This is a genomic window from Rhodococcus sp. WY5 (genome assembly GCF_018588185.1).
Classification (GTDB): Bacteria; Actinomycetota; Actinomycetes; order Mycobacteriales; family Mycobacteriaceae; genus Rhodococcus_F; species Rhodococcus_F qingshengii.
In genome coordinates, this window is the sequence record NZ_JAAMPR010000001.1 from 1285446 (window position 1) to 1298533 (window position 13088).

The window sequence follows — 13088 nt, forward strand, 5'->3', positions numbered from 1 at the left end:
TCAGGCCTGATCGTCGAAGAGACCGAGTTGGGTGGGCGCTGCATCCTTGGCGGGCAGTACGACGACGCGCAGTCCGCGCCTGAGGTTGCGGATCGCGTGCGTCCACGCGCGCTTCTCGCCCGCACACAGGTCGGTGTCGTCGTCCTTGCGGCGGATGGACTCGGTCAACGCCTCGTGCCAGGCAGTCTCCTGCTCCTGGCTGATCCGCAGGTAGTCGAGAATGGTGTCGCGGTCGTGTTCACAGATCACGGCAACCTCTTCGGCGCTGAGCTCGCCCGTTCCGTCTGCGTCGAGTTCGAGGAGCGCCATGAGAGCCGGCGGAAATTCGTGGCACTCGTGTGACTCGTATTCGGCACCGGGATCTTCGTGCTCGGAGGCCATGCCGTCGTTGAAGGCGGTGTCTCCGGTTGCGCGGATGGGTTGCCCGCCCAGTTCTTCGGCGAGTTCGTCGGATGCTTCGGCCAGTTCGGCGAACGAGCGCAGAGCCCGCAGCAGGTGCTCGGCGACGAAGGGTGCGCCGTCCACGCGGACCACGCCCAGCACACTCTGCTCGACGAGAATGAGCTTGATGGTCGGCCATTGCCGATTGAGCTGAGCAAGAATTACAGCAGCGTTCTCGAGGTTCTCCATCGAATGCACGACCCGCGAGAACACCTCTACGTACTCGTCGTCCTCGAGGACACGAACATAGGTGACCTGCTCACCGCGGACCAGCGGGATGTCGCCGTCGTCGTCACGCTTGGGCGGATGACCGAGAAGGCGCTCGACGGCCCCGTCGACCAGGATCCGCAGCATGTCGCCCGAACCCGAGGGAGCGTGAGACGGCGTCGTGGCGAACGCCGGCGTCGACTCGCGCCCACTGGTGCTGGCACGCAGGAACGACGGGTGCGCAATGCTCCACATTTCACGGAAGACGCGCAACACCTTTGTCACCAGTTCCTCGGGACGAGTGCGGTCGACGTCGATGTAGAAGGACATGGACCCATTGCCCTCGGGTTCGTGCTCGCACAGATCGGGAGCGTTGAACCCCATGTCGAGCAGCGCTGAATGGTCTTCCGGTTCGAGCATCCGCAGTGGATGCAGAAACCTGTTGGAAGGAACTTCACAGCGCACGGAGGTCTGGTTCCATGCGAAGAACTGGATGCACGCGGGTGCGTCGGCCAGTTCGTCCATGCTGTCGTAATGCGACTCCACCACGAGGGTGTCGTCGTCCTCCATCACGGAGATGTAGCGAGCGAGATGAGTCTCGAAAGTAGTCCAGGCACTCAGGATTTCCAGATCGAAAGTATTGTCCGACATCGTCGCTCCTCTGGTCCGGGGGCGCATGGGGCCCTACCGACGACTCGCCGAAACCCCTGCTTTTCAAACCCCGCCTACGACGTTAGTCGTGGGGTCCGACAGTGACAGTGTTCGTAGGATCCGAGTGACCGTGTTTCAGTCAGGGGATTATCTTCCGAGCTTGCAGATTGGCGAAGATGTCGAGGAACATCGCTTCGGTGTCGACGTGGCGGTGAAATCCGAACCGCCGAGCTTTCGATCCGTCAGCGAAAAAGTCGTAGTCCCATCCGAATACGAAGTCACCGAACCCCCAGGACGAGACATCGGAATACGGGGTCCGAGCAAGTTGGTGTTCCTCGACGAGTTCATCCCACACCGACTCCTTGTCCGCCATTGCGACATCGAGGGACATCGGGAGCGGAGGTGCGACGTCCATGTCGAAGAAGGCTGCGATCTTCGGCCACATCTCCTGCCAGCGGAACAGGTCGCCGTTGTTGATGTTGAACGCCTGATTTGCGCACTCGGGGTTGGTCGCGGCCCAGACCGTCGCTTCGGCCAGGAGTCCGGCGTCGGTCATCTCGATCAAGCTGGTGTACGCGCCGGGCTTGCCGGGGAATCGGAGTGGGACACCCAGTTTCTTCGAGATGGTCGCGTAGACGGCGATGACCATCGCGAGGTTCATCGGGTTACCCAGTGCGAATCCGGAGACGACCGAGGGTCTGATCGCCGACCATGTCCACGACTTGCCGAGCTGCCTGCGTTCGAGGAACTGCTGTTGGTCGACGTTGAACTCGGGTGGCATGTGCGGTGGATCGCTCTCGCGGGCCGGAGTTTTGAACGGTCCGAGGTGTGCCCCGTAAACCTTGTAGCCCTGCATCAGGCTGACGTGCTCGAGTCCGCCCGCAACGGGCTCGATGGCGTCGAGAGTGTTGACCAGCATCGCCAAGTTGGGCGGAACCAGCTCGGCCCATGTCGGGCGGTCTTGATAGGCGGCGTAGAAGACGTGAGTGACGTCGCCCAGTCCGCTCAGTGCTGCTGCAGTCCGGTAAGGATCGAGCAGGTCGACTGCGATGTGTTCGACCCGGTCGGTGTCCGTACCGCCTCGCCGCGAGAGTCCGATGATCTTCCATTCTCCGGTCGACTCGAGGTGATCGATCAAGTTCCCACCGATCACGCCTCGGGCTCCGATCACGAGTGCCACTTTGTCGTGCTGCACCATTTCAGCCTCCCATTGGTATATCGCGATGTTGCGATATAGGGAGTGAACCACACATATCGGCATTTCGCGATCTAGCGGTATGCTCACGAACATGGAAGACGCAACAACCGAGTGGGAAACGGCGTTCAAGGCGCTGGCCAACCCGATGCGTGTGCAAATCCTGCAGTGGTTGAAAGACCCCGGGAGCTTTCCCCCTCAGCTCGAGCCTGCTGAGGAGGTCGGAGTGTGCCTCAAGCACATACAAGCGAGGGCGAAGGTGTCGCAATCGACGGCGTCTCAGTACATGGCCGCACTCCAGGCCGCGGATCTGGTGACCACCACACGAATCGGTCAGTGGCGGCATTACAAACGAAACGAGCAACAGATCGAGAAGCTTGCTGCATTCATCAGGCAGGGTTTGTAGGTACCAGCACCTGACCGATCCCTCCGGGGCCGCCAACGTTGTGGCAAAACCTCACATCGCCGGCGCCGTCGGTATGTGCATTGTGGTCGTTTCTCGGGTTGCTCGTTGTCCTTAGGCTCGGCAGAGGGTACTGGCAAGGAGAGGCGTGCGATGAGTCGTGAGAGCTGGGTGGGCCGTAATGCCCGATCCATCGCCGAGGCCGTGCGGTCGGGTCAGGCGTCGGCGCGGACCGTCGTCGAAGACCACCTTGCACGGGTCGACGAATGCAATGACGAACTCAACGCACTGGTCACCGTGTGCGCCGAGGAGGCTCGCACGGCCGCGGATGCCCTGGACGAACGACGCCTTCTCGGTGAGACACTCGGCCCCCTTGCCGGGGTTCCGTTCACGGTCAAGGACCTGATCGCCACTGCCGGCGTGCGCACCACTGCCGGTTCTCGCACTCTGGCGGACAACATCCCGACCGCCGACGCCCCGGCCGTCGCGGCATTCAAGGCTGCCGGTGCAATTCTGATCGGCAAGACCAACACCCCGGAATTCGGCGCGTGCGGCCTGACTCGAAACGAACTGTTCGGAACCACGGCCAGTCCGGTGCGACCGGACGGCGTCGTCCGGTCCCCCGGCGGATCGAGTGGCGGCGAGTCCGCGTCGGTTGCTGCCGGAATGAGCGTGCTCGGACTCGGTACGGATTTTGGTGGCTCGGTGCGTTGGCCCGCCCACTGCACCGGCCTCACTTCGGTTCGCCCGACGCTCGGCCGTATCGACCCTGAAGGGCAATACCCCGGCGTGCTTTCGGATGGACGGGTACTCGCCAATCCTGCGACGATGCACGGCACGATCCAGACCATCGGCCCACTGGCCCGCAACCTCGGTGATGCGGCGCTTGCGTTGCGCGTCCTGTCGATGCCGCATTTCTCGTGGAGCGAGCCTGATTCGGTCGACGTCGACGACCTCGACATCCGCTGGGCCACCGGCGAGGGAACGATTCCCGTCGACGAAGAAATCCGGTCAGCGGTTCGGACGGTGGCGATCAGCCTGGACGCGAGCGAGTACGACGGTCTGGCTCTGCCGCGGGCCAACGCGCTTTTCGGCGCGTTGCGATCGGTCGAGACCCACGCGGACATCCACTCTCTCGCCGCAGGTTCAGCGCACTCTTTCGACGCGGACATCACCGCCATGCTTGCGGCAGGCCGTGATCGCAGTTCCGCCGAGGTGGAAGCGCTGTGGGCGGATCGTGCGATGTTGATCGCCGACTTCCTCGACGAGATGGGCGACGTCCTGATTCTGCCGGTTGCGTCGGTGCTCGCTCCGCCGCTCGGTGTGGAGAGCTTCGAGGTGGGCGGTCGCAAACTCACGTGGATGGACGCGCTCGCGAGTTGCCGGGCGATCAGTGTGCTCGGCCTTCCGTCGGTCGTGGTTCCGGTAGGACTCTCCCGCAACGGTTTACCGGTCGGAGTGCAAGTGGTGGCCCGGCCGTTCCACGAGCATATTGCGCTGTCCGTGGCGGCGCGAATCACGTCGAATGCGCAAGCTCTAGTCTGACTTCCATCTTTCGGTTTCGGCTGCGAAACGTGTTGCGTACGAGTCGGCAAGGTCGTGAAGAGTGGTGACGCAATCGCCGTAGTACGTCGGTGCATGCATGGTCGCCAGAATCCGCGGCTCGAGGTCGGCCAGGGCACGGATCGTGGGTTCGAGATCCGGGGTGAGGCAGGTGGCGTGGCCCAAGTCCTCGGCTTCCAAAGCGGGACCGACGATTTCGTGCTCGGTGGTCGCGGGGTGGTGCCCGAACGCGGTGAAGAGATCTCCGCAGAACAGCGTCGACGTTGTCTCCTCGAACATCAGACCCGCGTCCCAACCGTGTGGGACGTGTGGGGTGTCGATGTGCCGGACTCGGCGGCTGCCGGTTTCGAGTACGTCGCCGTCCTGCAAGGGAAGTGGCGCCCGATCGGCCAGATCGTTGACCTGGACGAAGCACCCCATCGCACCGTGTGCAACTTGCGCTTCGGGGGCCGCCGCAAGCCAGGAGTTCATGGACCCGCATTCGTCGGCCTCGACGTGACCGAACGTGATCCATTTCAGACGGTCGATGTCGATCAGCGTGGAGAGTGCGTCGGAAGCCGAGGTGAACAACGCTCGCTGCCCGGTGTGGAAGAGCAAGGGTTCCTCGCCGTCGACGAGAAACTGGTTCATCGTGAGGTTCGCTTCGTCCACGAAGGTCGACAGTCGGTAGATGTCCGGCGCGATTTCGGTGATCGTGGTGGTCATCGCTGTGCTCCGATCAGGGCTGTTGTACACGTCAATCTGTCTTCTTCAGCCTTCTCGCCGCCCCGCGCCTGCACAAGGCTCTGGAATAGTGGAGGACGTGTTCGTACTACTGCTGACAGGCCCGCCGGGCGCGGGGAAGAGTTCCGTGCTGACCGCGCTTCACGATCGACTCGGCGAGGCCGGGGTGAGCAACGCGATGATCGAGGTGGACGAACTCGAGCGGTGCTATCCGCCGCTGGGGGCCGAACGGGCAATCTCACACGTCGGGATGCTGTCCGCGTCGTACCGGGAAGCGGGGTACGGACTCCTGTTTCTCACGGCGACCGTCGAAGACGACGACTACGGGCGCGCCCTGCTGGCCGCGACCGGCGCCGAGGGGCACCTGCTGGCGCGCCTCGAGGCCGATCCGGATACGTTGCGTACCAGAATCATCGAACGTGAACCGGCCGGCTGGGCCGGGTTGGACGAGTTGGTGGAGGCGTCACAACTGCTGGCCGGTTCGATGCCGACGCTCAGTGGAGTCGACGTGGTTCTGAGCACCGAAGGCCGCGATTCCGAAAGTGTTGCCGACGATCTGGAAGCGGCTCTGCGAGAACACAGTCCGTCGCTTCTAGCCGTCGGTGTTCAGAGCGGTGACCACTGAAGCGAACATCGTCGACTTGATTGCCCCCAGTGTGCCCGCATTCTTCGGGCCGATCGGTGCAACCATTTCGATGGCCTTGGCGGTCAAAGCGTCGACGGATGCGGTGAAGTCCACCAAACCGGCTGCGAATGCGTCACTTCCGCCGTATCGCCGCCCCGTGGTCATGGCGACGATTGCCGACGCCGGGCTGAGTTTGGCCTGGATGAGAGCTGCCATTCCTTCGGTGAAGGGGATGTTGATGTCCACCTCCGGGAAGCAGTAGTAGCCGCGATCATCGCGCATGACGCGGTAATCGTGCGCGATGCCGAGCATTGCGCCCGCTCCGAAGGCGTGGCCGTTGATCGCCGCGACGGTGGGCATCGGGAACGTCAGCATCCGAGCGAACAGCGACTGCACCTGCTGCACATACCACTTCGCCTTGTCGCCGTTCGCGCCCAGCCAGTCGAGGTCGAGTCCGTTGGAGTAGAACTTGCCCGTCGCCGTGGTGACCAGGGCATGTGCGCTTTCGCTCAAAGCCTGGTCGAGTAGCTTGTCGACGGAATCGAGCCACTCCGGCGAGAATCGATTCTCGTCCTCGCCGAGATCGAGAACGGCGATCTTGTCTTCGAAGCGCAGAGTTGCGGTCATGATTGGCCTTTCCTGTTGCGTGGCTTGGGCAGTGGTGGGTCGAGATGCAGAACCGCTCGAACGGCGGCATCCAACCGCGCGCGTGCTGCGGCGTCGGGGACTCGCCAACCGTCGGCGCGTTTGGCGGGATGAATGAGTAATCCGGTAGGCAGGCCGACAACACAGGCCTCGATTGCCTCGACGGCTCTGCCGTCCTTGCGGCCCCAGAGCGCGGTCGACAACCGGATGAACAACTCGACCAGAGACCGGTCGAGTTGTGTGAGTTGCTCGGCGATGTCGGCAGGGACGTCGGTGCCGAGCAGTTCGTCGCGCTGGATCGTCAACAGCAGCAACGCGGATTGTGGGTAGTCGAGCGCGAAGACGGCCGGAACTTCGGCGGCTGCGACGACGGCGGAAACCGCCGAAGTCGGCGACGGGTCCGCGAGAGCGTCGTCCACTCTCGATTGTTGAAGCGCGAGAAATCGTCGCGCAGCACGCAGCCACGCGCTACCGACCAGTCCACTGCGAGAGCCGAATGCGTGATAGATCGCCCCGTTGGATACACCGGTGGCGTCGGAGACTGCCCGGACCGTGACAGCGCTCGGCCCGGCAGTGGCGGCAAGTTTTTCGGCAGCGTCGAGCAGGGTGTCGAGGTCGTGGACGCGTGGCCGAGGCATGAACGCACAGTAACAGAGCGTCTGCTCTGTTACTAGGCTGCGGTCAGATCACCGAATTTGCGCGAAGATCCTCGATCTCCTCCGGGCGCAGGCCGAAGTCGGTGAGTACGTCGTCGGCGTCACCGCCGAGAGTCATGGGTGGCGCATTCCTGACGGGAAGGGTCTTGCCGTCCACCCAGAACGGTCCGCGGACAACGGGAATCGACGATCCGTCGGCGCTCTGGGTCTGCTCGACCATCTGCAATGCCTCGACTTGCGGGTCGGAGAACACCTGATCGATCGAATGGATGGGGCCGCAGGGGATTCCGGCACCGCGGATCTCGGAGATCCATTGCGCTGCGCCCTTCGTGGTCAGTAGGTCCTCGAGTTCTTTGGTCAGTTGGTCTCGGTGCGCCAAACGTTCTTTACCCGTGGCATATTCGGTACGGAAGGCGAGCTCGGGGTCACCGAGTACCGAGCACAGTGCGATCCAGTGCTTGTCCGAGCCGGTGGCAATGTTGATCGGGAAGTCGGCAGTGTCGAAAGCGCCGTACGGCGTGATCGTCGGGTGCGTATTGCCGTTCGGCGTCGAAACCCGCCCGGTGCTCAGGTAGTCCTGCGCCTGGAAGGTCATGATCGAGATCGCGGATTCCAGCAACGAGGTCTGCACGCGGTGCCCACGACCGTCGCGACCGCGAGAGGCAAGCGCCGCCGTGATGCCCAGCGCTGCGTAGATGCCCGAGACCGTGTCGATGATGGGGATACCGACCCGCATCGGGGTCTGTTCCCCGGCACCGGTGACCGACATCAGCCCGGACATACCCTGGGCCACCTGATCGAGTCCGGGCGCGAACTGGTCCGGGCCCACCGGGCCGAAACCACTGATGCTCATCACGACGAGCCTTGGATTCTCCTGCTCGAGCGAGTCGGGATCGAGCCCCATGTCGGCCAGTACTCCCGGACGGAAGTTCTCGACCAGCACATCTGCGTCGAGGGCCAGGCTGCGAAGCAGTTTCCGCCCGCGGTCACTGCGCATGTCGATGGCGATCGACCGTTTGCCGCGGTTCACGGAAGCGAAGTAGAGGCTTCGATCGCCGTCGAACGGCGGCCACTGACGTGAACTGTCGCCGGAGCCACGGGTTTCGACCTTGACCACGTCGGCGCCGAAGTCCGAGAGCAGCGACGTGCACAGAGGGCCCGCGAGAGCGCGGGTGAGGTCGAGAACTTTGATACCGCTGAGCAATTGGTCCATGGGGGAAACCTCGGTTCTGTGGTGTGCAACGTCGCCCACTCGATCCGTCGCACCATCTGCGTGAATTGCCGCTGCAGTGATCGTCGGAGAGGGGAAGAATGAAGGTCAGGCCTGCTTTCGGCTGGGCTCGGTGACAACACTGGTCGAGAGCGCAAGGTGATGCGACGGCGACATTGCACAACTGCAGGGCCCGGATTTAGGCGCATTGTGTGACAGGCAGGATTGCGGTGGGCCGATACCGTGAACTCTCTACGGACGGCGATGCAAGCGGGAGGCGAGGCGATGCGCGACATTTCCACTCAGCTGGCGCAGTGGCACGCCCGCGGCGAGGATTTTGCACTGGCGACGGTTGTCCGTACCTGGCGATCCTCACCGCGCATGCCCGGTGCTTCGATGGCCGTCTCACGCTCCGGCGAGGTGGTCGGCAGCGTCTCGGGCGGGTGCATCGAGAGTGCACTGTACGAGATCGCCCAGGAGGTTCTCGCCGACGGCACCAGCCGCATCGAGGTCTTCAGCGTCTCCGACGACGACGCCATCGGAGTAGGTCTGACCTGCGGCGGAACCATCGAAGTGTTCGTCCAGGCCGTCGGAGCCGATTTCGCCGAGTTCGGTCAGGTCTGTGAACGAATCGAGGCCGATACGCCCGTCGTCGTGGTCACCGAAGTGCGTCCGGGAGCGCCGGCGCGGCATCTCGTCGTCGAGCACGGCCGACGCAGCGGGGATCTGGATGCCACGGAGGACGAGGTCTCCATCCTGTTGCGCACGATGGACACCGGTGAGTCCGTCGCTTTTGTCGCGCCGGCGGGAACCCTCATCGATTCGCAGCACGACTTGCTGGTCGAGATCTTCGCGCCACTACCGAGGATGTACGTGTTCGGGGCCATCGACTTCGCGGCATCGATGTGTACGTTGGGCGCCTTTGCGGGTTACCGAGTGACCGTCGTGGACGCACGGCCGGTCTTCGCGACACGGGCGCGTTTCCCCGACGCCCACGATCTGGTCGTCATGTGGCCACACAAGTTCCTCGAAACCGCACCGATCGACAACAAAACCGTCCTGGCCGTGCTCACGCACGACGAGAAGTTCGACATCCCCCTGCTCGAGATCGCGCTGCGTTCGCCGGCTGCGTACGTCGGCGCGATGGGAAGTCGTGCGACGCATGAGCGTCGGGTGGCGCTGTTGAAGGAGCGAGGCGTCACCGACGTCGAGTTGGGGCGTCTGCACTCACCGATCGGGTTGGATCTCGGCGCGAGGACACCTGAGGAGACTGCAGTGTCGATCCTCGCCGAGATGACCAAGACCCTGCGCAATGCCTCCGGTTTGGAACTGCGGGATCTGCAGGGGCCGATCCACCCGCCACCTCAGGAGAATCCGACCGCCCTGCATCGAACGGCCTGAGTCGACTGCGCTGAATTCGGACATCTTGTGTTCGGTGGGGATAGGATCGTTTCTTTCGTGAACCATCTTCCGTGATCCGAATGAAATCGAGGTGCCTGCCAAGTGGCAAACCCGGCCGTACCGGCATCCGAGGTGAATGCTGTTCTCTCCGAACTTCTTCGAACCCAGCTCCTTCCTGGTGTTCGAAAGGTCGCCGGCGGCTGCGAAGACCCGACGGTAGCCCGGGTGGGATTCATGGCGGTTCCGGACATCGGACCGTGGCTGCGGCACGGACAGTTGCTGATCACCACGCCGGAAACCCTCGCCAGGGTCACCGAAACCTTCAAAGCATTTGTCGGACGGTTGTCGACGCGAGGTGTTGCGGCACTTGCCGTCCAATTCGGCGCAGACGGGGACACTCTCGCGCCGGAGCTGGTCGACGCGGCCGAAAGCGCCGGCTTCCCGCTCCTGGTTTTTCACGGTGCGTGTGATCACCCTGCGGCGAGAGACCGTGAGCAGACGGAGTCGGCCCAGATCGACGCCATGTTCGGGGCCGAGCGCTTGCGACGGCTGCTGGTCGACGTCGTGATGGGCGGCGGCGGCCTCCCGCAATTGACCGAAGTCATCGCTCGGGAGATGAAGGGCGCTGCCCTGATCACCACCTCGGACGGACGCGAGATCTGCCGCGCCGGGGACGCCGCGGAGCGCAAGCATCTGTCTGCCTGTCCCGCCGTCGATTCCACCGGTCGTCTGCGGACCGACACCGTCGAGGGCGGATTGGGTCTGCACGAGTTCGACGGTCAATTCATCGCGGTGTCCGCGATTTCCGCCAATCACATCGACCACGGGCGTCTCGCGTTGTTCACCGGTGAGCGCGTGATGACGAGTTACGACCAGTACCTGGTCGAGCGGGCCGCGTCGGTGTGTGCGTTGGTCATCACCCGCGAACAAGCCGTGGCGTCGGTGGAGGAACGCCATCGCGCCAACTTCGTTCACGACCTGCTCCTCGGCCGGGCCGGGGACCACGATCACGTTGTCTCCCATGCCAAGACATTCGGTTGGGACTTCGACCGCCCGCTGGTGATCGTCTCGATCGAGCCGGACCCGATCGACGAACCGGCCTCTGCGGCGCCCGCTCGGCTGCCCGTCGTCGATCGCCAGGCGATGGCGTTCTCCGGGGCGATCGCCCACCGTGATCCCGGTGCGGCGGTGACCGCGCTGACGGGCGAGACGGTGATCGTGATGGGCGTCGGCACCGACACGATGGCATTGGTGCGGGACCTCGTCACGGTCGTTCGCGGTGAAGGTGGCGGCGGGAGAAGGCCGTTCAGTGTCGGGGTGTCCCGGCCGACAGCGGCGATCGACGCCGTTCCGGCGCTCTACAGTCAGGCGCGCACCGCACTGACCGTCGGACGCCGGATCTCCGGTCCGTGGACGGTGACTCAGTTCGACGATCTGGGCGTGTACAGACTGCTCAGTCTGGTCGAGGACGAAAACGAGCTGGAGACGTTCGCGCGGGAGACACTGCGGGAACTGACGGAGGAAACTGCCGAAGCGCAGGACATGCGCAAGACATTGGAAGTCTTGCTCGCGACCAACATCAACATCGCCGAGACAGCGCGCAAGCTCCACTTCCATTACAACACACTGCGTTACAGGGTCGTTAAGCTGGAGAAAATGCTGGGACCCTTCACGGCGCAACCCGAACTCCGGCTGGATCTGTCTCTAGCACTGAAGATAACCGCGATGCGCGGCATCAATCACTAATATTGCCAATCCGGGTCCGTGGGTTCTGGCAGATTGTCATCACGTCGATACCCCCGCGCTGTAATAGCGTTTCACTCCAGTCACGGTGTTTTGTGAGCTGGAGCACACTCAGCGTTCGGACACCTTCCTCTGCACGAAAGGTCCCATCATGCCGATTTGGACGTTGCACGGAGATGGAAAGAACATCAGACCGGGTGAAGTGGTCGCTCCCGGCGAGCGGCTCAGCTGGGGAAGAACCATCGGGCTGGGCAGCCAGCACGTGGTGTCGATGTTCGGCGCGACGTTCGTCTTCCCGATCATCATGGGGCTCAATCCTCAACTTGCCGTGATGATGTCGGGCTTTTGTACGCTCTTCTTCCTGCTGGTGGTCAAGGGACGCATTCCCAGCTACCTCGGTACGTCGGCGGCCTTTGTCGGTGGTATCGCCGCCATTCGTGCCCAAGGCGGAACATCCGCAGAGGTGACCGGCGCGATCCTGGTGTCCGGACTGGTCCTGGCGGCCATCGGTATCGCGATCCACTTCCTCGGTGGCCGGGTCGTATTCAAGGTTCTTCCCCCGGTGGTGACCGGCGCGGTGGTGATGTTGATCGGATTCAACCTGGCACCCGTCGTCGCGGGGCTGTACTGGCCACAGGACCAGTGGGTGGCTCTGATCGTCATGGTGGCCCTGATCGTCATGAGTATCGCGCTACGAGGCTTCATGGCGCGCATCGCCATCTTCCTGGCGCTGATCTTCGGCTACGTCCTCTCCTGGATCCTCGACCGGGTCTCGGGGACGATCACCTCCTACGACGCAGGCACCGGTCAGATCACCGAGCACTTCCGCGTCAACTGGGATTCGGTGCAGTCGGCGTCGTGGTTCGGCCTTCCCCCGTTCTCGGACGAGGCCAACGGAATCGTCGGCATCCACGCTCCGTCGTTCAGCCTCACGTTCATCATCCTGGTCCTTCCGGGTGTCATCGCGTTGATCGCGGAGAACGCGGGCCACGTCAAGGCCGTGGCCGAGATGACCGGGGACGACCTCGACCCGTACATGGGACGTGCGCTCGCCGGTGACGGTTTCGCCACCGCTATCGCCAGCAGCGTCGGCGGTTCGCCCACCACTACGTACGCCGAGAACATCGGTGTCATGGCAGCGACCCGTGTGTACTCCACCGCCGCCTACGCGGTTGCCGGCATCGTCGCCATGATGCTCGGCTTCTCCCCCAAGTTCGGTGCCGTCATCTCGGCGACGCCCGGCGGTGTTCTCGGCGGAATCACCGTGGTGCTCTACGGCATGATCGGCCTTCTCGGCGCCAAGATATGGAAGGAGAACGGCGTCGACTTCGGCAATCCGCTCAACCTCATGCCGATCGCGGCCGGCCTCATCATCGGTATCGGCGATACGGCCCTGAAGTTCAGTGACACGTTCTCGCTCAGCGGCATCGCGCTCGGCACCATCGTCGTGATCGGGATGTACCACCTGTGCCAGTTCATCGGTTCGAAGAACCCGGAACTGAATGCGAAGAATCCGGAACCGAACAAGCCGGATTCGAAGACTCCCGGCGGCGAGCGGGAGGAACCCGCCAAGCAACTCACGTGACGCTTGGCTGAGTGTGCTCGATCGACGAAGGCCGGACATC

The 13088-nt window shown here is 63.4% G+C and carries 12 protein-coding genes; 6 read left to right on the forward strand and 6 right to left on the reverse strand.

Translation table 11 applies throughout. The features are described 5' to 3' along the window. Both G4D79_RS05800 and G4D79_RS05805 read right to left on the reverse strand, forming a co-directional pair. Positions 1-1299 carry a hypothetical protein gene (locus G4D79_RS05800; RefSeq protein WP_099696951.1) on the reverse strand — a complete coding sequence of 433 codons (1299 nt, stop codon included), beginning with the start codon at positions 1297-1299 and terminating at the stop codon, positions 1-3. Positions 1300-1438: 139 nt separating this feature from the next. After that, positions 1439-2497 (reverse strand): SDR family oxidoreductase, encoded by a 1059-nt coding sequence (locus G4D79_RS05805; RefSeq protein ID WP_099696925.1) that lies wholly within the window; start codon positions 2495-2497, stop codon positions 1439-1441. A gap of 91 nt (positions 2498-2588) precedes the next feature. Between G4D79_RS05805 and G4D79_RS05810 the strand changes: the two genes are divergently transcribed. Next, entirely contained in the window at positions 2589-2900 is a 312-nt protein-coding gene (locus G4D79_RS05810; RefSeq protein WP_007735219.1) for a helix-turn-helix transcriptional regulator, read from the forward strand. Positions 2901-3050: 150 nt separating this feature from the next. After that, on the forward strand, positions 3051-4442 hold the full coding sequence (locus tag G4D79_RS05815; RefSeq protein ID WP_099696926.1) for an amidase: 1392 nt from the start codon (positions 3051-3053) through the stop codon (positions 4440-4442). On the opposite strand, the gene G4D79_RS05820 is transcribed toward G4D79_RS05815, so the two are convergent. Further along, entirely contained in the window at positions 4434-5165 is a 732-nt protein-coding gene (locus G4D79_RS05820; protein WP_003946042.1) for an MBL fold metallo-hydrolase, read from the reverse strand. The two genes, G4D79_RS05815 and G4D79_RS05820, sit on opposite strands and share 9 nt — an antisense overlap. 97 nt (positions 5166-5262) lie before the next feature. On the opposite strand from G4D79_RS05820, the gene G4D79_RS05825 reads away from it, so the two are divergent. Next, positions 5263-5808, forward strand: a complete 546-nt coding sequence (locus tag G4D79_RS05825; protein WP_235867731.1) for a hypothetical protein — start codon at positions 5263-5265, stop codon at positions 5806-5808. On the opposite strand, the gene G4D79_RS05830 is transcribed toward G4D79_RS05825, so the two are convergent. From G4D79_RS05830 to G4D79_RS05840, 3 genes are read right to left on the reverse strand one after another with little or no spacing between them, the layout of a single operon-like run. After that, positions 5776-6435: an enoyl-CoA hydratase-related protein gene (locus G4D79_RS05830; RefSeq protein ID WP_007735215.1), complete on the reverse strand. Its 660-nt coding sequence runs from the start codon at positions 6433-6435 to the stop codon at positions 5776-5778. The genes G4D79_RS05825 and G4D79_RS05830 overlap by 33 nt on opposite strands. Further along, positions 6432-7091: a TetR/AcrR family transcriptional regulator gene (locus tag G4D79_RS05835; RefSeq protein ID WP_003946066.1), complete on the reverse strand. Its 660-nt coding sequence runs from the start codon at positions 7089-7091 to the stop codon at positions 6432-6434. The genes G4D79_RS05830 and G4D79_RS05835 overlap by 4 nt, the downstream gene beginning before the upstream one ends. A gap of 43 nt (positions 7092-7134) precedes the next feature. Further along, positions 7135-8322 (reverse strand): CaiB/BaiF CoA-transferase family protein, encoded by a 1188-nt coding sequence (locus G4D79_RS05840; RefSeq protein WP_099696953.1) that lies wholly within the window; start codon positions 8320-8322, stop codon positions 7135-7137. Between the two features lie 282 nt (positions 8323-8604). Between G4D79_RS05840 and G4D79_RS05845 the strand changes: the two genes are divergently transcribed. The 3 genes from G4D79_RS05845 (at position 8605) to G4D79_RS05855 (ending at position 13048) form a co-directional block, all read left to right on the forward strand. Continuing rightward, positions 8605-9720, forward strand: coding sequence for an XdhC family protein (locus G4D79_RS05845; protein WP_099696954.1), 1116 nt, complete (start codon positions 8605-8607; stop codon positions 9718-9720). Positions 9721-9822: 102 nt separating this feature from the next. Then, positions 9823-11466: a PucR family transcriptional regulator gene (locus G4D79_RS05850; RefSeq protein ID WP_007735212.1), complete on the forward strand. Its 1644-nt coding sequence runs from the start codon at positions 9823-9825 to the stop codon at positions 11464-11466. 148 nt (positions 11467-11614) lie between these two features. Next, positions 11615-13048, forward strand: a complete 1434-nt coding sequence (locus tag G4D79_RS05855; protein WP_058039338.1) for a uracil-xanthine permease family protein — start codon at positions 11615-11617, stop codon at positions 13046-13048. Positions 13049-13088: the final 40 nt, after the last annotated feature.

What these genes read in the sequence shown, in the direction of transcription:
- G4D79_RS05800 (WP_099696951.1), bottom strand. Translation starts at nt 1,299, where the DNA reads ATGTCGGACAATACTTTCGATCTGGAAATCCTGAGTGCCTGGACTACT.
- G4D79_RS05805 (WP_099696925.1), bottom strand. Translation starts at nt 2,497, where the DNA reads ATGGTGCAGCACGACAAAGTGGCACTCGTGATCGGAGCCCGAGGCGTG.
- G4D79_RS05810 (WP_007735219.1), top strand. Translation starts at nt 2,589, where the DNA reads ATGGAAGACGCAACAACCGAGTGGGAAACGGCGTTCAAGGCGCTGGCC.
- G4D79_RS05815 (WP_099696926.1), top strand. Translation starts at nt 3,051, where the DNA reads ATGAGTCGTGAGAGCTGGGTGGGCCGTAATGCCCGATCCATCGCCGAG.
- G4D79_RS05820 (WP_003946042.1), bottom strand. Translation starts at nt 5,165, where the DNA reads ATGACCACCACGATCACCGAAATCGCGCCGGACATCTACCGACTGTCG.
- G4D79_RS05830 (WP_007735215.1), bottom strand. Translation starts at nt 6,435, where the DNA reads ATGACCGCAACTCTGCGCTTCGAAGACAAGATCGCCGTTCTCGATCTC.
- G4D79_RS05835 (WP_003946066.1), bottom strand. Translation starts at nt 7,091, where the DNA reads ATGCCTCGGCCACGCGTCCACGACCTCGACACCCTGCTCGACGCTGCC.
- G4D79_RS05840 (WP_099696953.1), bottom strand. Translation starts at nt 8,322, where the DNA reads ATGGACCAATTGCTCAGCGGTATCAAAGTTCTCGACCTCACCCGCGCT.
- G4D79_RS05845 (WP_099696954.1), top strand. Translation starts at nt 8,605, where the DNA reads ATGCGCGACATTTCCACTCAGCTGGCGCAGTGGCACGCCCGCGGCGAG.
- G4D79_RS05855 (WP_058039338.1), top strand. Translation starts at nt 11,615, where the DNA reads ATGCCGATTTGGACGTTGCACGGAGATGGAAAGAACATCAGACCGGGT.